This window comes from Pseudomonas sp. UBA6310, assembly GCF_002438225.1.
In the GTDB taxonomy this organism is placed as follows: domain Bacteria; phylum Pseudomonadota; class Gammaproteobacteria; order Pseudomonadales; family Pseudomonadaceae; genus Pseudomonas_O; species Pseudomonas_O kuykendallii.
In genome coordinates this window covers 54,581-75,066 of the sequence record NZ_DJTK01000068.1, presented here as the reverse complement: position 1 = coordinate 75,066, position 20,486 = coordinate 54,581, and the positions used below count along the sequence as shown (strand labels likewise).

Annotated in this window: 18 protein-coding genes; 15 read left to right on the top strand and 3 right to left on the bottom strand. The window is 66.3% G+C overall.

The genetic code is table 11. From position 1 onward, the window contains the following. The 10 genes from B3E91_RS17030 to B3E91_RS16985 all read left to right on the top strand — a co-directional run. Positions 1-189, top strand: a 189-nt coding sequence (locus tag B3E91_RS17030) for a DUF2931 family protein (RefSeq protein ID WP_414708290.1), incomplete at its 5' end; no start/stop codon positions are given. Next, positions 176-844 (top strand): DUF2931 family protein, encoded by a 669-nt coding sequence (locus tag B3E91_RS17025; RefSeq protein WP_287030652.1) that lies wholly within the window; start codon positions 176-178, stop codon positions 842-844. The genes B3E91_RS17030 and B3E91_RS17025, both read left to right, overlap by 14 nt. 64 nt (positions 845-908) lie before the next feature. Further along, the gene (locus B3E91_RS17020) at positions 909-1,034 is read left to right on the top strand and encodes a type VI secretion protein (protein WP_287030650.1); all 126 of its coding nucleotides are present in this window, start codon (positions 909-911) and stop codon (positions 1,032-1,034) included. Positions 1,035-1,053: 19 nt separating this feature from the next. Further along, positions 1,054-2,247, top strand: a complete 1,194-nt coding sequence (tagH, locus tag B3E91_RS17015) for a type VI secretion system-associated FHA domain protein TagH (RefSeq protein WP_287030648.1) — start codon at positions 1,054-1,056, stop codon at positions 2,245-2,247. Then, the gene (gene tssJ / locus B3E91_RS17010) at positions 2,247-2,738 is read left to right on the top strand and encodes a type VI secretion system lipoprotein TssJ (protein WP_282344093.1); all 492 of its coding nucleotides are present in this window, start codon (positions 2,247-2,249) and stop codon (positions 2,736-2,738) included. Before tagH ends, tssJ begins: the two co-directional genes overlap by 1 nt. Next, positions 2,735-4,066, top strand: a complete 1,332-nt coding sequence (gene tssK, locus B3E91_RS17005; protein ID WP_282344086.1) for a type VI secretion system baseplate subunit TssK — start codon at positions 2,735-2,737, stop codon at positions 4,064-4,066. Before tssJ ends, tssK begins: the two co-directional genes overlap by 4 nt. 5 nt (positions 4,067-4,071) lie before the next feature. Next, entirely contained in the window at positions 4,072-4,938 is an 867-nt protein-coding gene (gene icmH / locus B3E91_RS17000) for a type IVB secretion system protein IcmH/DotU (RefSeq protein ID WP_273230780.1), read from the top strand. Between the two features lie 16 nt (positions 4,939-4,954). Then, positions 4,955-8,482 carry a type VI secretion system membrane subunit TssM gene (tssM, locus tag B3E91_RS16995; RefSeq protein ID WP_287030646.1) on the top strand — a complete coding sequence of 1,176 codons (3,528 nt, stop codon included), beginning with the start codon at positions 4,955-4,957 and terminating at the stop codon, positions 8,480-8,482. Further along, a complete protein-coding gene (locus B3E91_RS16990) occupies positions 8,482-9,213 on the top strand; it encodes a PP2C family protein-serine/threonine phosphatase (RefSeq protein WP_287030644.1) in 732 nt (243 codons plus the stop codon). Before tssM ends, B3E91_RS16990 begins: the two co-directional genes overlap by 1 nt. Next, on the top strand, positions 9,210-10,205 hold the full coding sequence (locus B3E91_RS16985; protein WP_287030643.1) for a serine/threonine-protein kinase: 996 nt from the start codon (positions 9,210-9,212) through the stop codon (positions 10,203-10,205). The genes B3E91_RS16990 and B3E91_RS16985 overlap by 4 nt, the downstream gene beginning before the upstream one ends. Before the next feature lie 160 nt (positions 10,206-10,365). Here B3E91_RS16985 and B3E91_RS16980 read toward each other — a convergent pair whose 3' ends face one another. Together B3E91_RS16980 and B3E91_RS16975 are read right to left on the bottom strand one after the other, a co-directional pair. Next, complete coding sequence (locus tag B3E91_RS16980; protein ID WP_090224697.1) at positions 10,366-11,358, bottom strand: asparaginase; 993 nt, start codon at positions 11,356-11,358, stop codon at positions 10,366-10,368. Between the two features lie 160 nt (positions 11,359-11,518). Beyond that, complete coding sequence (locus tag B3E91_RS16975) at positions 11,519-12,967, bottom strand: alanine/glycine:cation symporter family protein (protein ID WP_287030641.1); 1,449 nt, start codon at positions 12,965-12,967, stop codon at positions 11,519-11,521. 172 nt (positions 12,968-13,139) lie between these two features. Here B3E91_RS16975 and B3E91_RS16970 point away from each other — a divergent pair, with 172 nt between their 5' ends. The 3 genes from B3E91_RS16970 (at position 13,140) to B3E91_RS16960 (ending at position 15,846) form a co-directional block, all read left to right on the top strand. After that, on the top strand, positions 13,140-13,958 hold the full coding sequence (locus tag B3E91_RS16970) for a helix-turn-helix domain-containing protein (protein ID WP_273230792.1): 819 nt from the start codon (positions 13,140-13,142) through the stop codon (positions 13,956-13,958). A gap of 71 nt (positions 13,959-14,029) precedes the next feature. Further along, on the top strand, positions 14,030-14,938 hold the full coding sequence (gene glsB, locus B3E91_RS16965) for a glutaminase B (protein WP_287030639.1): 909 nt from the start codon (positions 14,030-14,032) through the stop codon (positions 14,936-14,938). 161 nt (positions 14,939-15,099) lie between these two features. Further along, entirely contained in the window at positions 15,100-15,846 is a 747-nt protein-coding gene (locus B3E91_RS16960) for a class I SAM-dependent methyltransferase (RefSeq protein WP_287030636.1), read from the top strand. A 31-nt stretch (positions 15,847-15,877) separates the two neighbouring features. On the opposite strand, the gene B3E91_RS16955 is transcribed toward B3E91_RS16960, so the two are convergent. Continuing rightward, positions 15,878-17,308 (bottom strand): aspartate ammonia-lyase, encoded by a 1,431-nt coding sequence (locus tag B3E91_RS16955; protein WP_287030634.1) that lies wholly within the window; start codon positions 17,306-17,308, stop codon positions 15,878-15,880. Between the two features lie 284 nt (positions 17,309-17,592). Here B3E91_RS16955 and B3E91_RS16950 point away from each other — a divergent pair, with 284 nt between their 5' ends. After that, complete coding sequence (locus B3E91_RS16950) at positions 17,593-18,504, top strand: LysR substrate-binding domain-containing protein (protein WP_287030631.1); 912 nt, start codon at positions 17,593-17,595, stop codon at positions 18,502-18,504. Positions 18,505-18,625: 121 nt separating this feature from the next. After that, positions 18,626-20,389 (top strand): L-lactate permease, encoded by a 1,764-nt coding sequence (locus B3E91_RS16945; RefSeq protein ID WP_273230801.1) that lies wholly within the window; start codon positions 18,626-18,628, stop codon positions 20,387-20,389. The last annotated feature ends 97 nt before the right edge of the window (positions 20,390-20,486 follow it).

Genomic DNA, 20,486 nt, shown 5'->3' with positions numbered 1-20,486 from the left:
GCGCCCGGCGGCATCGCCAAGGCCTGGATCATGGGGCCTTGCCTGCCACCAGTCGAGGTGACCCGGGTGCAGGGCTCGGTGGTGAGGGTCGGTCCCTACGACGGCACCTCGGGCGGAAAACATCGGCCGCTTACCGAAACATCCAAAGCCTACATCGAGAAATTCGGGATTCCCTATGGGTCTTGGTAGCACTTGGCCCAAGAGGCTTGTCACGCTTTGCCTGGGGCTTTTACTCGCCGGCTGCGTCCACAGCGTTGGCCGGCCATTGCCCTACGAATCCTGGCGACTGGGGTTCCTTGCGCCCAATTACATGGAGGTCTGGATCGAAACGGCCGATGCGGTGGATATCCAGGGGCACGTATTCCGGCGCGCCATGAGTGGCGTCGCGGCGATCCGCACACCGCCGCACTTCAAGGGAGGCCCCGTAGGATGGCCTGCAAATCCAAGTTGGGGCGCGGGCAAAGACGTACATGGAGCCGATCTGCCGCGGCTGATTTATGTGCGCTGGCAATCCTTGGTCGAGCCGCAAACTTATGAGGCTTACGTCGAAATCCCCGAAGTCACCCGGCAACTGATGATCAAGGGTGAGATGGCTTACTGCGGGGCACGCAACAAGTGGCTTACCGACTACCGAAATGCCCTGACCATCGGCTTGGCGCCCGGCGGCATCGCCAAGGTCTGGATCATGGGGCCGTGCCTTGCGGCCATCGAGGTCGCCCGGGTGCAGGGCTCGGTGGTGAGGGTCGGTCCCTACGACGGCACCTCGGGCGGAAAACACCGACCGCTTACCGAAACATCCCAAGCCTACATCGAAAAATTCGGGATTCCCTATGGATCCTGGTAGGCGCTGCTCGCGCTCGTACGAGCACCCCATCAAGCCGAAATCAGGCCCAGGGAGGGCCGATGGAATGAACAGATTATTGCTCTGCACCCTGCTGGCGATGGCTCTGGCTGGCTGCTCCGGAAACTACCGGTTCAACGACGATCAGTATCGGCCGCTGGGTGATCCGCAGGTGACCAATCGCGGTAACTGAAGGCAAGGAGTTACATGCCATGGAACTGGTTTTCGATATGGTCGGCACGCAGCAGTTCGCCCCCGGCCTGCTCACCAGCAAGACCTTCAAGCAGGCTGGCGGGATCATTGGGCGCGCGGACAACTGCGACTGGGTCATTCCCGACCGCAAGCGCGTGCTGTCTGGCTGTCATGCTCAAGTCAGCTACCGCGACGGCGCCTTCTATCTGACCGACACCAGCAGCAACGGCATCCAGCTCAAGGATAACGGTGCCAGCCTGGGCAAGGGCCGTCCGCAACGGATCGAACATGGCGCGGTGTACTGCCTCGGCGACTATGAAATTCGTGCGCGGCTGGTTCAGGACCCCGCCTCGTTCGAGGGCGACGTCGGCCGTCCGCAACCTGCCGGCAGCATCATTCCCGACGATGCCTTTCTCGACCTGGACCCGCTGATTGCGCTGGACCAGCAGGAGCGCATTTACGCCGAGGTCGATGAACTCGCGGCGCTGACCCGTCCGCAGCCTCCCGCAGCGCAGCAGCGCGATTACGCGCGGATAGACACCGAGAGCCTGCCGATCCCCGCGCTGGTTCCGGCGGTGGCTGCGGTTGCTGCGCCCACAACGGCGGCGCCACCAACTTTTCCGGAGAGCTTCTGGGAGCGATATGCACGAGCCCTGGGCGTCGACCTCGCCGGGCTCGACGATGTGCAGCGGGAAGCCCTGGTGCTCAGAACCGCACGCCTTCTTCGGCAAAGCATCGCCGGGCTGCAGCAGAGCCTGAGCACGCGCCGCGAACTGAAGAAGGAGCTGCGTCTGCCGCTGACGACGGTGCAGCCCACCGGGAACAACCCTCTCAAGAACGACCCGGACGGGCAGTCGGCGCTGACCGCCCTGTTACGTGAGTCTGGTCCGGGACAGCTCAGCGCCGAACAGGCAATCAACCGTGGCTTTCGCGACCTGCAGGCGCATCAGGTGGCATTGCTTGCCGCGAGCCGGACGGCGCTCAAGAGCCAGCTGGAACTGCTGTCGCCCGAGCAACTGGCGCTGCGCTTCGAGCGCGAGGGCAAATCGCCGTTCGCCACCGCGGGTGCGCGGTGGCGCGCCTACGGACGCCTGCACCGGGTCATTCGGCAGGACGATGAATGGAGCGAACGGCTGTTCGCCGGCGATTTCGCCAAGGCCTATGAAGAACAGGTCAGGCTCATCGCGACCCTCAACAATGACCTTCAAGGATGATGCCCATGATTCGTTTGCTGGCCCTGTCGGCCGCCGTGTTTGTCCTGGCCGGCTGCTCCTCGTTGTCGCCGTACTCGACGCTGACCAAGCTCGATCTCGAGCTGCGCGGCAGCGACACCCTGAACCCCGACCTCAATGGGCGGCCCTCTCCGATCGTCCTGCGCCTGCTCGAGCTGAAGCATCCCGTGGCGTTCGAGAATGCCGATTTCTTTTCCCTCTATCAGCGTCCCAAGGAAGCCCTTTCGCCGGATCTGGTTGCCCTCGAGGAGCTCGAATTGCGGCCGGGCGAAGAACGGCAACTGAAGCTGTCCGTTCAGGAGGGCAGCCGCTACGTCGGCGTTCTGGCGGCCTATCGCGACCTGCCGGAGGCCCGCTGGCGTTACGTGATCGCGCTGCAGCCGAAGGAGCGCAAGACCATCACGCTGCTGCTGGATGAACGCGGCATCGAGGATCCCGCGAGCGTCGCGGCCCGGGTGGGTAACCGGCCATGACGACGCAGAAGGTGGTCTGGCAAGAGGGCATGCTGCTGCGCCCGCAGCACTTCCAGCAGAACGACCGGTACTACGACTACCAGTTCAAGGTTCGCACGCAGCGCCTGGAAAGCTACGCGTGGGGCTTTTTCTCCCTGGAGATCGACCGCCAGTTCCTCGGGACCGGAAAACTGGTGCTCAGTCAGGCCAGCGGCATCCTGCCCGATGGGACACTGTTCGAGATCGGCGCCGAGCGCGAGCCGCTGGCGCTGGACGTTCCTCCGAACACGGGTAATACGCCGATCTACCTGGCCCTGCCGCTGGTTTCTGGCAATCACATCGAAACCCGCCGGGTCGAGCAGAAGGACGTTCTTGCGCGTTACACCGCCATCGAAACCGAGGTGACCGATTCCAACGCGGGCGACGCCGCGGCGAGCCAGGTCAATTGCGCGCGGCCGGATTTCCGCCTGCTCCTCGGCGAGCAGCAAAGCGACCAGGCCTACGTCAAACTGAAGCTCTGCGATGTGCTGGATACCACGCCGGACGCGCTGGTCAGTCTCGATCCGGAGTTCATTCCGACCTTCCTGCACTTCCAGGCCTCCGCCTATCTGCAGTCGTGCCTCAAGGAAGTGATCAGCATGCTGGCTCATCGCGGCGATACGCTCGCGGAGCGGATTAGTGCCACCGGCAAGGTCGGCGGCGCCGAAGTCGGCGACTTCATGATGCTCCAGCTGATAAACCGCTACGAGCCGCTCCTGCGCCATTACCTGGGCATCGAGCAGGTACATCCGGAGCAGATTTTTCGCGAACTGCTCGGGCTGCTCGGTGAGCTGGCGACCTTCGCCAGCGAGAGCAAGCGCCCACGTCTGGACCGTCGCTACCAGCACAGCGACCAGGGCCTGAGTTTTCGCCGGTTGATGGATGCGATCCGTCAGGTGCTGTCGATGGTGCTCGAACAGCACGCCATCGAGTTGCTCTTGCAGCAGCGTCAGTACGGTATCCAGGTGTCACCGCTGCATGATCACACGCTGCTTGGCGCGGCTTCGTTCATCCTCGCCGCCAGCGCCCAGTGCGACTCCGAGGAACTGCGCAATCGTCTGCCGGCGCATCTCAAGGTCGGCCCGGTGGAGCGTATCCGCCAGTTGGTGAACCTCCATCTGCCCGGAATCAGGGTGAAGCCGCTGCCGGTGGCGCCACGACAGATTCCGTTCCATGCCGGCAAGACCTATTTCGCGCTCGAACTCAACTCCGAGGAACTGGCGCAACTGGAGCGCTCCGGTGGTTTCGCCTTCCACCTGTCCGGTGAATTTCCCGGTCTCGAGCTGAAATTCTGGGCGATCAGGAACTGAACGACATGATCAGAGAAATGGATTACGCACAGGACGACAGGACCGTCATCGTCAATCGCCACGGCGATGCGCCGGCGCAAAGCCCGCTCACCGACTTCGCCGCGCCGCCCCGGTATGAGCAACTGGAGGAGCGGATGATCTACGCCGCCCGCCTGCGTCCGGCACAGGCGTTCAACCTCGGCCTCAATCCGCTGGTGGCCGCCGCCTCGGCGCTGCTCTCGGACGTGGTGCGCCTCAAGCACAGCTTCGAGGCCGAGGATATCGGCGCGTTGCAGGCCCGCCTGGCCAGCGAGATCAAGCTGTTCGAGCACCGCGCGCTGCATGACGGCGCCGAAAGCAGCCAGGTAATGGCCGCCCGCTATGTGCTCTGCACAGTGCTCGACGAAGCGGTGGTGACCACGGCCTGGGGCAACGAAAGCGAGTGGTCGCAGATGAGCCTCCTCAGCACCTTCCACAACGAAACGTTCGGCGGCGAGAAGTTCTTCCAGCTGCTCGAGCGGCTTTCGCGCAACCCGGTCAAGCACCTGCCGATGCTGGAGCTGATGTACCTGGCGTTGTCCCTCGGCTTCGAAGGCAAGTTTCGTGTCCTCCCGCGCGGCATGCTGGAGCTGGAGGCGATCCGCGACAGCCTGTATCGACAGATTCGCCAGCTGCGTGGCGATGTCCCGCGGGATGTCTCGCCTCACTGGCAGGGGCTGAAGGATTCGCGGCGAAGCCTGGTGCGCATCGTTCCAGGGTGGATGGTGGCGCTGTTCACGCTGATTTGCCTGGCGATCACCTATGGCGGTTTTGCCTGGGCGCTCGAGGCGCAGCGCGAAGCCGTGCTGCAGGCCTACCGACTGCCCGACCCGGTCGCCACCGACCGTCAGTGAATCGAGGATGGAAGAAATGAAAGGATTCTTCGCCAAACTCGGCGCCTTCATGCGCAGGACATGGGTCTGGACACTCTGTCTCGTGCTTCTGCTGGCGCTGCTCGTGTGGTTTGCCGGACCCTTGCTGGCAGTCGGTGACGTCCGCTTCTGGGAATCCGCAGGTAGCCGACTGCTGAGCATCAGCGTGCTGTTCCTGCTGTGGGGCCTCGGCATGGTTTTCGCCAACTGGCGCGCGACGGCCTGCAAGAAGCGCGAGGAAACGGACGAGGTGGCACAGCAACGCAAGCGCCGCGACAGCCTGCTCAACGAGGAGCAGGGCGAGTTGCGCAGCCGTTACCGCGACGCCTTGCGCACCCTGCGCCGTTCGAGCCTGTACCGCGGGCGTAGCGAGCACTGGCGCAACCAGTTGCCCTGGTACCTGCTGCTTGGCCCGCAAGGCAGCGGCAAGACCAGCCTGCTGGACTTTTCCGGCCTGGAGTTCCCACTTAACCCACGCGAGGATCGTTTGACCCGCGAGGTGTCCGGCACCCGAAACGTCGACTGGTACTTTGCCGAGCATGCGGTCCTCATCGATTGCGCCGGGCGTTACCTCACGCAGCCGGATGCGGCAGTGGACGCGTCCGCCTGGCAGACGTTGCTTGGCCTGCTGCGTCGGCGGCGTGCCCGTCCCCTCAACGGCGTGCTGGTGAATGTTCCGGTCGATTGTCTGCAGAACGAGAGCGAGCAGGCGCTGGAGGCGCTTGCCCGCCAGGTGCGTCAACGCCTGCACGAGCTGCACCAGCGACTCGGCGCGGAAGTGCCGGTCTACCTCGTGTTGAGCAAGGCCGACAAGGTGCCCGGTTTCGAGGAGTTCTTCGATACGCTCTCCCGAGAGGAAAGCGACCAGGTGCTCGGCGCCAGTTTTCGCCAGGAACAGAACGGTACCGACGCCCAGGTGGTCCGCCAGGAGTTCGAAGAGCTGCTGCGCCGCCTGAACAGTCAGGTGATCCAGCGCATGCACCAGGAGCGCGATACCCAGCGGCGCGGGCGGATTCTCGACTTTCCCCACCAGTTGGGACAGATCGGCGAACACCTGTGCCTGTTCATCGAACTGGCCTTCTCCGGCAACCGCTACCAACGCGCCAGCCAGTTGCGGGGCTTCTACCTGACCAGTGCGCCGCAGGTACAGGACGAACTCGATCCGGACACGCGCGCCATCGGGCGCCAGCTGGGTTTGGCCAGCGGCGCCCTGCCAACGTTCCGGCGCGGACGTGCGCGGTTCATCCATCACCTGCTGGATCAGGTGATCTTTCCCGAAGCCGAACTCGCCGGGCTCGATCAGCGGGAGCGGCGACGCATCGACTGGGGGCAGCGCGGCCTGTATGTCGCCGCCTGCATCTGCCTGCTGGGCTTTGGCGCACTGTGGGCCAATGGGTTTTCGGCAAACCAGAGTCGCCTCGAACAATTGCGCGCGCTGGCGCAAGGCCTTGGCTCCGCGCGTAGCGAAACGGTCCGACAGGAGGATGCCGTCTCCGTACTGAAGGCGCTCGATGACAGCTTTGCGGCCACCCAGGTGTTTCCGGGCGCCGACGAGGTGTCGATCGTCGACAGGGCCGGGCTGTATCAGCGGCGCCAGGTGGAGCCCAGCGTCACGCAGAACTACCGGCGCGACCTGGAGCACCTGCTGTTGCCGCGTATCGCCGGGCAACTGGCCGCGCAGGTCCGTGCCAGCCTGGGCGACCGCGAGCGTCTGCTCGGCAGCTTGCGCGCCTACCTGATGCTGAATCTCGAGGAGCGCCGCGACCCTGCGGTTCTACGTGAGCGGCTTGCCGCCGACTGGTCGCAGCGTTATCCCGGTAACGCACAGGTTCAGGAGGGGTTGAGCAAGCATCTCGAACACCTGCTCGGCGGGCCCTTTAGCTACGCGCTGGATGATCGGCTGGTCGCCCAGGCGCGCGAGGTGCTTCGCCGCGAATCACTGGCCAACGTCGTGTATCGGATGCTGCGTGAACAGGCGCGCGGCCTGCCGGACTACCGGTTCGCCCAACAGCTGGGCCCGCAGGCCGCGCTGTTCGGCGGAAGCGATTTTACGATCCCGGGGTTCTATACCCAGCGTGGCTACGGGCAATTCTTCGTCGGCCAGGGCCCGACGCTGGTGCGTGACATGATGCGCGACAACTGGGTGCTAGGGGAGCGTGACGGGTTGAGCGGTGGCGACCTCAATCGCCTGCTGGTGGACATCGAGCAGCTGTACTTTCGTGACTACGCCAACTACTGGTCCGAGGCGCTGGCGCAGCTTTCCCTGGAGCCGATCGGCGACGCCCGTCAGGGGGCCGAACAGCTTGCCGGCCTGACCGCGGCGAACTCGCCGTTGCTGCAACTGCTCGCCGAGGTGCGGGACAACACCCGTTTTCGCGACCTCGCCGACGTGACCGGGGAGGGCCCGGAACTCGCCGACGCCGCGAAGGCGCTCGGTGCGAAGCCCAAGCTCGTCAAGCTGGCCGGCGTCGCGGAACAGGCCCAGACGAGCCTGGCGAAGGCGCTGCCGGATACCGCGCGCAAGGCTGTGGAGCGACGCTTCCTGCCATTGCACCAGTTGCTGGATGACAACGGCGGTCCCGCTCCGCTCCTGCTGACGACCTTGCAGGCCCTCGACGGGCTGCAGCAGCAGCTTGCCGGCCTGGCCAGCGCGAGTGCGCCGGAGCAGGCCGCCTTCGAGTTGGCCAAGGCGCGCATGGGGGGCCAGCTCGATGCGATCAATCTGCTCCGCAGCAGCTCCGCCCGCCTGCCGCAGCCGGTCGGCGCCTGGCTCGGTGGGCTTGCCGAGGACAGCTGGATGCTGGTGCTCAACGGCGCCCATGACTACCTGAACCAGCGCTATCGGAGCGAGCTGTATGCGGCTTACCAGGGCTCGCTGAACCGCCGCTATCCGTTCGACGCGGGCAGTGCCAGCGATGTGGCGCTCGCCGACTTCCGCGAGTTCTTCAAGAGCCAGGGGATCGCCGAGCGCTTCTTCGAGGCCTATCTGAAGCCCTTCGTCAGCGGTGCGGCCGACCGTTATCAACTGCGCCGCGTCGATGGCCGCGGGCTGCCACTGTCACGCGAATTCCTCCTGCAAATGGCGCACGCGCAAATCATCCGCCAGAGCTTCTTCGCCGAGAACGCCAGCGAGCCGCAGGTGCTGTTCACGCTGGAGCCCTATTCGCTGGATTCCAGCTTGGGGCGCGCGGATTTCAGCGTGGGGGAACAACAGCTGGAGTACCGCCATGGGCCCATCGTGCCGACCGCCTTCCACTGGCCGGCGGCGGCCAGCGACGGGCGGACCAGCCTGGTGGTCGAGGAGTTGGGCGGCCGGCGCGTGGGCATCGAGCGCAATACCGGGCCCTGGTCGCTGTTTCGCCTGATCGACCTGATGCAGACCGAGTACTACAGCGGCCGCGATGTACTGATGCTCAAGGCCGACCTGGGTGGGTTGCGAGCCAACTACCTGCTGCACAGCCAGCGTTCGCCGAACCCCTTCGACGTGGCGATGCTGCGTGACTTCAAGCTGCCGGAAACCCTGTGATGGGCGCGCTGGCCGAGCGCCTGCGCAGCGCGGCGCGGACCGACACCGGCAAGGTTCGCGCGCGCAACGAGGATGCCTTTCTCGACCTGCCGGAGCGCCGCCTGTGGGTCGTCGCCGATGGCATGGGCGGGCATCAGCGTGGCGCGCTGGCGAGCCGGCTGATCGTCGATCGACTGGCCGGGCTGCCCGATGAGCGCGATCTGCAGGTGCGTGTAAAGGGCCTTCGGCGCTGCCTGCACGAGATCAACCGGCGCCTGCATCAGCAACTGACCGTCACCGCCGAGCGGCCCGACCCGGTCATCGGCAGCACCGTGGTGGCTCTGCTGCTGGAGGGCGCGCGGGGAGCGTGCGTGTGGGCCGGGGACAGCCGCTGCTATCTCTGGCGGCGCGGCAGGCTTTATCAGTTGTCCCGTGATCATTCCCTGGAGCAGCAACTGCTCGACCGCGGTGAGCTCAGCCCGCAGCAGGCGGCACGGCATCCCGCGGCGCAGGCGCTGACCCGCGCCATCGGCGTCGCCGAGCCGCTGAGTCTGGATATCCTCGAGTTCGATATCTTCCCGGACGACGTGTTTCTGCTCTGTAGCGACGGGCTCTATCGCGAGCTGTCCGTCGGTGCGCTGGGGGCGGCGCTCAGCCTGCCATCGCCGCAGCTGGCGATCCGGCGCCTGTTCGACGAGGTGCTGGACGGAACGGCGCGGGACAACCTCAGCGCCGTGGTGGTACGCCCATGACCGATCCGGCGGATCTGCTCGCCGCAGAGGCGGTCGCCGACCCGGACCTGACCTATTTCGCCTTCGCTGCCGGCGCGCGTAACGGGCCGCGCGTGCCGCCGCTGACGCCGACATCGGCGGCATTGCCCGAGGTGCTCTGCGGGCGCTACCGGATAGAGCGGCTGTTGGGTGTCGGTGGTATGGGCGCTGTTTACCAGGCGTGCGACCTGCTGCGCGAACAGTTCGGCGACCCGCAGCCGTATGTGGCGTTGAAGACCCTCGGCGAAGACTTCGCCGAATACCCGGACGCCAGCGCACTGCTCTACAGCGAGTTCGCACTGACCAGCCGCCTGCGCCACGCCAATGTCGTGCAACTGCATGCGTTCGATATAGACCCGCTGAGCCAGCGCGCCTTCATCACGCTCGAGCTGCTGAGCGGTTGCACGCTGGATCGCTTCATCGACGAGCACCCGGCCGGCGCGCCGTGGGGCGATGCGCGGGAGATCGGACTGGCGCTGCTGGAAGCGTTGGCGCATGCGCATGCCGCTGGTGTGCTGCATGGCGACCTGAAACCGAGCAATGTGATGGTTGGCGACCAGGGTCTGCGGCTGTTCGATTTCGGCCTCGGTCAGGCCCAGGAGAATCGGCTGCCGGGTTTACCGCAATTGTGTCGCAGCCGTTTCGCTGCCTGGACGCTGCGCTATGCGGCGCCGGAACTGCTGGACGGCGAGGCGCTGAGTGCCGCTGCCGACATCTACGCGCTGAGCTGCGTGCTCTACGAGCTGTGTACGGGGCGGCACCCGTTCCGCCGGCTCAGCGGCAAGCAGGCGCGGGCGATGCAATTGCAGGCAGAAGCTTCGGTCCTGGCGCCCTCGATTGCCCGCGCCTTGCAGGCCGGGCTGGCATTCGACCCCTTACGCCGGGCCGGCTTGGACGAACTGCTCGAGGCCTTCCGCGCCGCGCCGCAACCGTCGTCGCGGCTGATGCGCTGGCTGGGCCGGCGGCCGGCATGAGCCGGAATCCGGCGCAGCGCCGTCGTGGCGCTGGCTGAAGAGGAAGCTGGTGCAGATGCCGTATCGAATGTCGTTTGGCAGGCCTGGATCAGCGGCGCCTGTTTGACGGCGATAGAAATCGCTCGTCCGCCCCTGCACCGTACGACGCCTTCCTTGATCCTCAGCGTTCCGCCATTTCCCCGCACAGGTCCAGCGCCAGCCAGCGTTGCGCCTCGGCCTGGTCGAGGCCGGCGCCGAGGAGGGTGAAGAGTTTGCCGAGGGCGGCTTCGCGGGTCATGCCGCCGGCGGAGACGAGGCCGGCGTCACGCAGTTGGCTGCCGGCGGCGTAGACGCCGAACTCGACGTGACCCTGGGGACACTGGCTGATGGCTGCGAGCACGACGCCGCCGGCGTGGGCTTCGCGCAGGGCGGCGAGCAGGTCGGCATCGCCCGAGGGGCCGGTGCCGCTGCCGTAGCATTCCAGCAGCAGACCGCGCACGCCGCTGGCGAGCAGGGCGCGGACATGGCTGGCCTGGACGCCGGGGAACAGCGGCAGTACCGCGAGATTCACCGGTTGGCGCGGCTGGCGGTAGGCGAGTGCAGACGGCAGTTCGGCGGCGCGTTCGCCTTCGCGGCGGCGCGGCAGCACGGTGAAGGCGTCGAAGGCATCGCTGCGCAGTTTGCTGACCCGCGCGCCGTGCATCAGCTCGCCGTTGAAGAACAGGTGCACGCCCGGCTCGATGCCTGCCTCCAGCGCCGCCAGGGCGCCACACAGGTTGGGCCAGGCGTCGCTGCCGTCGGCGCCGGCCGGCAGCATGGCGCCGGTGAGCACCACCGGCACGCCGAGGCCCAGCAGCAGGAAGCTCAGCGCGGCGGCGCTGTAGGCGAGGGTGTCGGTGCCGTGCAGCAGCAGTACGCCGTCGTGGCCGCCTTGGTCGACGGCGGCGACGATCTGCTCGCGCATCGCCAGCCATTCGCGCTGGGACATGTTGGCGCTGTCCAGCAGCGGCAGCATTTCCTGGAAAACGAAGCGCGGCGCCGGCACCTCATGGCGGGCCAGGTGTTCGCGCATGCGCGCCTCGAAACCGCCGGCGGGCACCAGGCCTTCGGGTGTCTGCAGCATGCCGATGGTGCCGCCGGTGTAGAGCACGAAGAGGTTGTTGACGGCGCTCATGCCTGAATCCTGGGTAAGCGGAGGGGAAATCGGGTGGGCCAGCATAGCGCCGAATCCGCCGGCGAATGCGCGCCGGCGTGGGCGAAAAGCGTTACCCGATACGACGATGCCGCCTCCCCGCGGGGCGGAGAAACGGCATCCGGTCGACGCGTGGGAGTGCTTAGCGGTGGCTTTCCACCAGACTGGCCGGCGCCTGCTCGTGGGTCGCGCTGCTGGCCGGCGCGCTCGGCCAGGCGTCGCGGTCGAGGTCCAGGTCGGCGAACTGGCGGGCGTCGAACACCGGCTGGCCGACACCGGCGCTGCGCTGGGCGTCGTAGTCCTTCATCACGCGCAGGCCGACCTTGATCAGCAGTGCCAGGGCGATCAGGTTGACGAAGGCCAGGCAGGTCATGGTGATGTCGGCGAAGGCGAACACGGTGGAGAGGTTCTGCATCGAGCCCCAGCAGATCAGCGCCAGCACCAGGCCGCGGTAGGTCAGCAGCGCGGTGCGGCTCTTGCCGAGGAGGAACTGCAGGGCGTTCTCGCCGAGGTAGTAGTTGTAGAGGATGCAGGTGAAGACGAACAGGCTCAGCGCGACGCTGACGAAGATCCGGCCCCAGTCGCCGACGACCGCGGCCAGGGAGTTCTGCGTGAGGACGATGCCGTCACCCTCGAAGCCCGGCGTGTAGAAGCCGGAGAGCAGGATCAGCAGCGCGGTGCAGGTGCAGATCACGAAGGTGTCGAGGAACACGCTGAACGCCTGGACCACGCCCTGGGCGGCCGGGTGTTTCACCGCGGCGACGGCGGCGACGTTGGGCGCGCTGCCCAGGCCGGCTTCGTTGGCGAACACGCCGCGCTTCACGCCCATCACGATGGCGCTGCCGAGCAGGCCGGCGAAGGCCGGTTCGAGGCCGAAGGCGCTCTTGACGATGGTCACCAGCATGTCCGGGACCAGTTCGATCTGGGTGCAGATCACGTAGAGGGTCACGCCGATGTAGGCCAGGGTCTTCACCGGCACCAGCAGGTCAGAGACCGAGGCGATGCGCTTGATGCCGCCGACGAACACCAGGCCCAGCAGCACGGCCAGGCCGATGCCGGTGTACTGCACCGGGAAGCCGAAGGCGTTCTCCAGCGAATGGGTGACGGTGAAGGACTGCAGGCCGTTGAAGGCGAAGCCGTAGGTGACCAGCAGCAGGACCGAGAAGATCATCGCCATCCAGCGCAGTTTCAGGCCGTGCTGGATGTAGTAGGCCGGGCCGCCGCGATACAGGCCGTCGCCGTCGGCGCGCTTGTAGACCTGCGCCAGGGTGCATTCGAAGAAGCTGCTGGACATGCCGACCAGCGCCGTCACCCACATCCAGAACACGGCGCCGGGCCCGCCGAGGGTCACGGCGATACCGACGCCAGCGATGTTGCCCGCGCCGACGCGGCCGGCGAGGCTCAGCATCAGCGCCTGGAAGGAGCTCAGCTGTCCGCCCTGGCCGCGGAGGGATTCCTTGAACACGGTGAACATGTGGCCGAAGTGGCGGAACTGCACGAAGCGCGAGCGCAGGGTGAAGTAGCTGCCGAGCCCGACGATCAGAACGATCAGCAGCTTGCCCGACAGGAAATCGTTGATCGCTTCAAGCATGGAGGTCTCCTCGACTCTTATTGTTCGTAAGCAGCGGTGGAATGCGCCAGGCGCGGAAAAACGTGGGGCGCATGGTTGGCCAAGGTTCCGCTCCAGGCAATTTCGCAGGTCGATTCGAGGTGGCGCGAGCTGATGCTACAATCGCGCCCCTCGCATCACCCGAGGGCGCGTCGTGTCGGATAATCTGGGCCTCAATCTCAAGCTGCTGTGCAGTCACTACCGCTCTATCGCGGAGGTTTGCCGCAAGCTCGCGATCAACCGCGCGCAGTTCAACAAGTACCTGAACGGGCAGAGTCGTCCCACGGCCTACAACCTCAGACGCATCGGCGATTTCTTCGGTGTCGAGGACTACGAGCTGGGCCTGCCACCCGAACAGTTCGCCCGGCTGATCGGCGCACGCGCCAGCGACACGCCGAGCACGCCCTCCGGCGACCCGCTGTACAGCCTGCTGCAGCCGCTGCGCGAGCAGTCCGCCAGCCTGGCGCGCTACTGCGGGTACTACTTCGAGTACTCCAACTGCATGTCCGTGCCGGGCAACATCCTGCTTTCGCTGGTGCACCTGCGTGAGGAGCGCGGCACCTTCCTGTTCGAGCGCCAGGAACGTCAGGAGCGCTCGGCGAGCAGCAACCTGCCGGCCGAGGACTGGGTGCGCTGCCGCTACCTGGGTGCGGCTTTCCACCTGCAGGACCGGGTGTTCCTGATCGACTACGAATCGCTGACGCTCAACGAGATGAGCCAGACCATCCTCATCCCCAGCTACAAGAGCCGCATCACCCGCCTCAACGGCATCAAGACCGGCGTCTCCAGCGGCGACCGCCGCACCCCCGCCTGCACGCGCGTGGTGTGGGAATTCCTCGGCGAGGAGATCAACCGGGTTAGCGCCTATCGCCAGGTCATGCTCTACCGCCCGGACGACCCGCGCATCGACGATGACGTGCGCCAGCGGCTGGCGGTCGGGCCGGTCAGGGACGGTTTGTTCGAGAGCTCGTGAGCGCTGTGGCCGTTCGCTGTGCTTTCGCACGGGCGGTCGGCGTCTAGCTGAGGTTGCCTGGGAGCCTGAGCATGCACGCGCTGTTAAGTGAAATCCTCGACGAAGTTCGCCCGCTGATCGGCCAGGGCAAAGTGGCCGACTACATACCCGCGCTGGGCGAGGTGCCCGCCGCGCAACTGGGAATCGCCGTGTATGGCCTGGATGGCGAAGTGTTCAGCGCCGGCGATGCGCAGACGCCGTTTTCCGTGCAGAGCATCTCCAAGGTGTTCAGCCTGGTGCAGGCCATCGAGCACTCGGGCGAGTCGATCTGGCAGCGCCTCGGCCACGAACCCTCCGGGCAACCGTTCAATTCGCTGGTACAGCTGGAGTTCGAGCGCGGCCGGCCGCGCAATCCCTTCATCAACGCCGGTGCGCTGGTGATCTGCGACATCAACCAGTCGCGCTTCGCCGCGCCGGCGCTGTCCATGCGCGATTTCGTCCGGCGCCTGTCCGGCAATCGCGAGGTAGCGGTGGACCTGCACGTCGCCGAGTCCGAGTACCGCCACCGCGCGCGCAACGCGGCCATGGCCTACCTGATGCAGGCCTTCGGCAATTTTCACAACGACGTGGAAGCGGTGCTGCGCAGCTACTTCAGCCACTGCGCGTTGCGCATGAGTTGCGTGGACCTGGCGCGGGCCTTCTCCTTTCTCGCCAACGACGGTTTCTGCACGCACAGCGGCTCGCAGATTCTCAGCGAGCGGCAGACCCAGCAGGTCAACTCGATCATGGCCACCAGCGGGCTGTACGACGAAGCGGGCAACTTCGCCTACCGTGTCGGCCTGCCGGGCAAGAGCGGCGTGGGCGGCGGCATCGTCGCCATCGTGCCGGGGCGCTTCAGCGTATGCGTGTGGTCGCCGGAGCTGAATGCCGCGGGCAACTCGCTGGCGGGAATGGCCGCCCTGGAGCTGCTCAGCCAGCGCATCGGGGCCTCGGTGTTCTAGGTCGGTCTTTCGAGCACGCTGGCTGGCGCGGGCCGAACGTTGTCGAGGGCTTGCCAAGGGCGGGTGACTTCGGGAAAGTCTCCCGGACTTTTGCCGTGGGGAAGCCAACAGCTATGCCTTCAAGGACGGAACTGCCGCTTTTCGAGGCGGCGCGTACGGGCGTGTCGTTCGAGGACTGCCATTTCTATCACTCGATGGACATTCCGGGGGTAGGGGAGGTCCAGGGTGCCTGGGATCTGCGCAAGGGCGCGAACGCCTATCTGGGACACCTCGACCTGGCCGGCAAAAGCGTTCTGGAGATCGGCCCGGCGAGTGGTTTCCTGACCTTCGCCATGGAACGGATGGGCGCCCAGGTAACGGCCGTCGAGGTTCCGGACGAGCCCGGCTGGGATTTCGTGCCCTTTCCTGCCGCGGTGCTCGAGCCGCTCCAAGGCCCGCGGCGCGAGGTCATGCGCCGGCTGAAGAACTCCTGGTGGTTCAGCCACAGTGCATTCGGGTCGAGCGCCCGGCTCGCCTATGCGGATGTGTATGCGCTCCCGGCGGAGCTGGGCCGCTACGATATCGCCGTGATGGGCTCGCTGCTTCTGCACACCCGGGCGCCGCTGCAAGTCATCGAGCAGTGCGCCAGGCATGCCGATACGCTCGTCATCACCGACATGCTGCATCCTGACCTGGAGGGGTCCCCGGTGTGCCGGCTGATCCCCAGCGAGCGGGATGTCCGCTGGGATACCTGGTGGGCGTTCAGCACCGACTTTCTGACCCAGTTCCTCGGCGTCATGGGGTTCGGGGTGGAGAAGAGCCTGCATGCGCAGCCGCACCATGGGCGCGATTACCCCCTCTTCACGCTGGTAGCGCGGCGCCTCGACGAGGCCCCGGCCTGGAGCGCGCCGTCGCCGGTCAAGGACTGAGGCGAGCGGCGTATGCCTGGGTCTGCGGTGGTCAGGCGCTCGCCTTCAGCGGCACCAGGCGCGGGGCGATCATGTTCTCCGGGCGCAGGATGTCGGCGAGCATGGCGTCGTCGAGCAGGCCTTCGGCGCGCACCAGTTCGAGTACGCCGCGGCCGCTGTCCAGAGCCAGTTTGGCGATGCGCGTGGCGTTCTCGTAACCGATGTAGGGGTTCAGCGCGGTGACCAGGCCGATCGAGTGCTCGACCAGTTCGCGGCAGCGCTCGACGTTGGCGCTGATGCCCACCACGCAATGCTCGCGGAGCATGTCCATGGCGCGCTGCAGCAGGCGGATCGAGTCGAAGATCTTGTAGGCGATCAGCGGCTCCATCACGTTGAGCTGCAGCTGGCCGCCCTCGGCCGCCATCGTCAGCGCCAGGTCGTTGCCGATGATCTCGAAGGCGACCATGTTCACCGCCTCGGGAATCACCGGGTTGACCTTGCCCGGCATGATCGAGCTGCCCGGCTGGCGCGGCGGCAGGTTGATTTCGTTGATCCCGGTGCGTGGGCCGCTGGAGAGCAGGCGCAGGTCGTTGCAGATCTTCGACAGTTTCACCGCGGTGCGCTTGAGCATGCCGGAGAACAGTACGAATGCGCCCATGTCGGAGGTGGCCTCGATCAGGTCGGCCGCGGCTTTCAGCGGTTGGCCGCTGATCTCGGCGAGCCGGGCGATGGCGATCGCCTGGTAGCGCGGGTCGGCGTTGATGCCGGTGCCGATGGCGGTGCCGCCGAGGTTCACTTCGGTGAGCAGCTCGGGGGCCAGGCGGCGCAGGTGCTGGAGGTCTTCGCCGAGGGTGGTGGCGAAGGCGTGGAACTCCTGGCCGAGGGTCATGGGTACGGCGTCCTGCAACTGCGTGCGGCCCATCTTCAGCACCTGGGCGAACTCCTCACCCTTGGCGGCGAAGGCCTGGATCAGGCTTTCCAGGCTGGCCAGCAGGGTGTCGTGGCCAAGCAGCAGGCCGATGCGGATTGCCGTCGGGTAGGCATCGTTGGTCGACTGCGCCATGTTCACGTCATTGTTCGGGTGCAGGTGCTGGTACTCGCCTTTCTGCTTGCCGAGCGCTTCCAGCGCCAGGTTGGCGATGACCTCATTGGCGTTCATGTTGGTCGAGGTGCCGGCGCCGCCCTGGATCATGTCCACCACGAACTGCTCGTGGAATTCGCCGCGGATCAGTCGTGCGCAGGCCTGGCTGATCGCCGCGTGCTTGTCCGCCGACAGATAACCCAGCTCGCGGTTGGCGTCGGCGGCGGCCTGCTTGACCATCGCCAGGCCGACCACCAGCTTCGGGTAGTGCGCCAGCGGAACGCCGGACAGGCGGAAGTTGTTGAGCGCGCGCAAGGTCTGGATGCCGTAGTAGGCCTCGGCGGGGACTTCGAGGGTGCCAAGCAGGTCTTTTTCGATGCGAGGGGCGGCGACGCTGGACATGATGGTGAGCTGACTCTGGGAAAGGCGGACGATGCCGCGATGGCGTGCAGAGTAGGGCGGTCTGCGAGGCGCCGGCCAATGCTGTTAAACGCTGACCCATGCCGGAACGGCATAAACATTCGAGTGACCTTTTCCGCTGGCGGAACGTGTCTGGCCGAAATGTTCCCTAGATACGGTGATTGGTGCTATTTCTCGGCCTCTTTCGACGGTCAGTAATGATGGGGTTTTGAGCCGCGTGATGCAGTAGAGGCATAATCCCTTGGCCGCCCTGCCGAGAACCGCAAATGAACCTTGAAACCAAATGGCTGGAAGATTTCATCGCCCTGGCCGCCACGCACAGCTTTTCCCAGGCGGCGCAGAAGCGCTTCGTCACCCAGCCCGCCTTCAGCCGGCGCATCCGCAGCCTCGAGGAAGCGCTCGGGCTGACCCTGGTGAACCGGGCGCGCACGCCGGTGGAGCTGACCGAGGCGGGGCAGCTGTTCCTGGTCAGCGCGCGCAGCGTGGTCGAGCAATTGGGCGAGGTGGCGCGCCATCTGCACCACCTCGAGGGACAGCAGGGCGAGGTGTTGCAGATCGCCGCGGCGCATTCGCTGGCGCTGGGCTTCTTCCCGGCTTGGATCGCCGGCCTGCGCGAGCAGGGCCTGAACGTCGCCAGCCGCCTGCTGGCGAGCAACGTCGGCGAAGCGGTACACGCGCTGCGCGAGGGCGCCTGCGACCTGATACTCGCCTACTACGACCCGGATGCCGCGCTGCAGATGGACCCGGAGATCTTCCCCTCGCTGCACCTGGGCGCCACCTCGATGCTGCCGGTGTGCGCGGTGGCGGCCGACGGCCAGCCGCTGTTCGATCTCGACAGCGGGCAGAGCGTGCCGCTGCTCGCCTACAGCGCCGGAGCCTTTCTCGGCCGCTCGGTGAACCTGCTGCTGCGCCAGCGTGCGCTGCGCTCGACCACGGTCTACGAAACGGCAATGGCGGACAGCCTCAAGAGCATGGCGCTGCAGGGCCTGGGCGTGGCCTGGGTGCCGCGGCTGAGCGTGGAGGCGGAGCTGGCGCGCGGCGATCTGCGCGTGTGTGGCGGCGAACACTGGCAGGTGCCGCTGGAGATTCGCCTGTACCGCTGCGCGCTGTTGCGCAAGGCCACCGTGCGCCTGCTCTGGCGCAAGCTCGAAAGTGCCGCGAACAGCGCTCAGGAGTGAGTTTTCCGGGCTTTTTCCGATCGGCCTGGCAGGGTGGAAAAACGACCTATACTCCTGCTGCTTTTCGTGCTTGAAGACCGCTCTGCACCGTTCGCTACTAACAATAAAAACGAGGTGGCACATGATCTGGCAACAACTCTACGACCCCTTTGGCAATGCGCTTTTCTCGACGCTGATGGCCGCCGTCCCGGTGGTCGTGATGCTCGCGGCGCTGGCCTTCTTCCACGTCAAGGCACACCTGGCGGCCTTGATGGCGCTGGGCTCGGCGTTGGTCATCGCGATCTTCGCCTTCGGCATGCCCGCCGGCATGGCCGGTTCGGCGGCGCTCTACGGCGCGGCCAACGGCCTGCTGCCGATCGGCTGGATCGTCCTCAACATCATCTTCCTGCACCGCCTGACCACCGAGAACGGCTCGTTCAAGGTGCTGCAGGACTCCCTGGCGCGGATCACCGACGACCGGCGCCTGCAGCTGCTGCTGATCGCCTTCTGCTTCGGTGCCTTCTTCGAGGGCGCCGCGGGCTTCGGCACGCCGGTGGCGGTGACCGGGGCGATCCTCATCGGCCTTGGCTTCTCGCCGCTGGCGGCCTCCGGCCTGGCGCTGATCGCCAACACCGCGCCGGTGGCGTTCGGCGCGCTGGGCACGCCGATCATCACCCTCGCCAAGGTCACCGGGCTGGACGAGATGGAGCTGTCGGCGATGGTCGGCCGGCAACTGCCGTTCTTCTCGGTGATCGTGCCGTTCTGGCTGATCTGGGCCTTCGCCGGCTGGCGCAAGATGATGGAAATCTGGCCGGCGATCCTGATCGCGGGGGTCACCTTCGCCGTGCCGCAGTTCATCGTCTCCAACTACCACGGCCCGATGCTGGTGGACGTGATCGCCGCGCTGATCTCGATGGCCTGCCTGACCGGCTTCCTCCGGGTCTGGAAACCGAAGACCGTGCACACCTCGGCGGCGCTGTCGGGCCGCGTCGACAATTCCAAGGTGGATGTCGATCCGGACGAGAAGCCCGCCGCCGCCGCGGCCTTCTCCGGCGACGGCCAGCGCGCCGTGCTGCGCGCCTGGATGCCATGGATCATCCTCACCGTGTTCGTCTTCGCCTGGGGCACCCAGAGCTTCAAGTCGATGTTCGATACGCGCCCCGCGCTCGATCCGCAGACCGGCGCGGTGCTGCTCGACCCCACCGGCAAGCCGAAGACCGAGGCCAACCCGATCTTCTCGCCGGTGCTGACCTTCGACGCCATCCACCAGAAGATCGAGAAGGTCCCGCCGGTGGTGCCGCAGGCGAAAACCGAGGAGGCGCTGTACAAGTTCAACTGGTTCACCGCGACCGGCAGCGGCATCCTCCTGGCGGCGATCCTCGGCGGCCTGCTGATGGGTTATTCGCCGCTCGCCCTGGCGAAGCATTATGTGAAGACGATCTGGGTGGTGCGCTACTCGCTGATCACCATCGTCGCGATGCTCGCGCTCGGCTTCCTCACGCGTTACTCGGGGCTGGACGCGACCATGGGCCTGGCGTTCGCGGCGACGGGGATCTTCTATCCGCTGTTCGGCACACTGCTCGGCTGGCTGGGGGTGGCGCTGACCGGCTCGGACACCGCCTCCAACGTGCTCTTCGGCGGCCTGCAGAAGGTCACCGCCGAACAGCTCGGGCTGAGCCCGGTGCTGATGGCGGCGGCCAACAGTTCCGGCGGGGTGATGGGCAAGATGGTCGATGCGCAATCGATCGTGGTCGCCTCCACCGCGACGCGCTGGTACGGGCACGAGGGTGAAATCCTGCGCTACGTGTTCTTCCACTCCATCGTGCTGGCCGTGCTGGTGGGCCTGCTGGTGACGTTGCAGGCGTACGTCTCGCCGTTCACCGCGATGGTGGTGGGCGGGCACTGACGCCGCCTGCGGGGCGCGCACAGGCGCGCCCTTCACGTTGGGGCCATCCGCGCGGGATGGCCGCGAACCGAAATCGCGACCGGTCCTCGCCGGTCGC

Coding starts and splice junctions, on each gene's coding strand:
- B3E91_RS16945 (WP_273230801.1), top strand. CDS start 18,626: ATGATCTGGCAACAACTCTACGACCCCTTTGGCAATGCGCTTTTCTCG.
- B3E91_RS16975 (WP_287030641.1), bottom strand. CDS start 12,967: ATGCTTGAAGCGATCAACGATTTCCTGTCGGGCAAGCTGCTGATCGTT.
- tssK (WP_282344086.1), top strand. CDS start 2,735: ATGACGACGCAGAAGGTGGTCTGGCAAGAGGGCATGCTGCTGCGCCCG.
- tssJ (WP_282344093.1), top strand. CDS start 2,247: ATGCCCATGATTCGTTTGCTGGCCCTGTCGGCCGCCGTGTTTGTCCTG.
- tssM (WP_287030646.1), top strand. CDS start 4,955: ATGAAAGGATTCTTCGCCAAACTCGGCGCCTTCATGCGCAGGACATGG.
- B3E91_RS16990 (WP_287030644.1), top strand. CDS start 8,482: ATGGGCGCGCTGGCCGAGCGCCTGCGCAGCGCGGCGCGGACCGACACC.
- B3E91_RS17025 (WP_287030652.1), top strand. CDS start 176: ATGGGTCTTGGTAGCACTTGGCCCAAGAGGCTTGTCACGCTTTGCCTG.
- glsB (WP_287030639.1), top strand. CDS start 14,030: ATGCACGCGCTGTTAAGTGAAATCCTCGACGAAGTTCGCCCGCTGATC.
- B3E91_RS17020 (WP_287030650.1), top strand. CDS start 909: ATGAACAGATTATTGCTCTGCACCCTGCTGGCGATGGCTCTGGCTGGC.
- tagH (WP_287030648.1), top strand. CDS start 1,054: ATGGAACTGGTTTTCGATATGGTCGGCACGCAGCAGTTCGCCCCCGGC.
- B3E91_RS16950 (WP_287030631.1), top strand. CDS start 17,593: ATGAACCTTGAAACCAAATGGCTGGAAGATTTCATCGCCCTGGCCGCC.
- B3E91_RS16985 (WP_287030643.1), top strand. CDS start 9,210: ATGACCGATCCGGCGGATCTGCTCGCCGCAGAGGCGGTCGCCGACCCG.
- icmH (WP_273230780.1), top strand. CDS start 4,072: ATGATCAGAGAAATGGATTACGCACAGGACGACAGGACCGTCATCGTC.
- B3E91_RS16980 (WP_090224697.1), bottom strand. CDS start 11,358: ATGAGCGCCGTCAACAACCTCTTCGTGCTCTACACCGGCGGCACCATC.
- B3E91_RS16955 (WP_287030634.1), bottom strand. CDS start 17,308: ATGTCCAGCGTCGCCGCCCCTCGCATCGAAAAAGACCTGCTTGGCACC.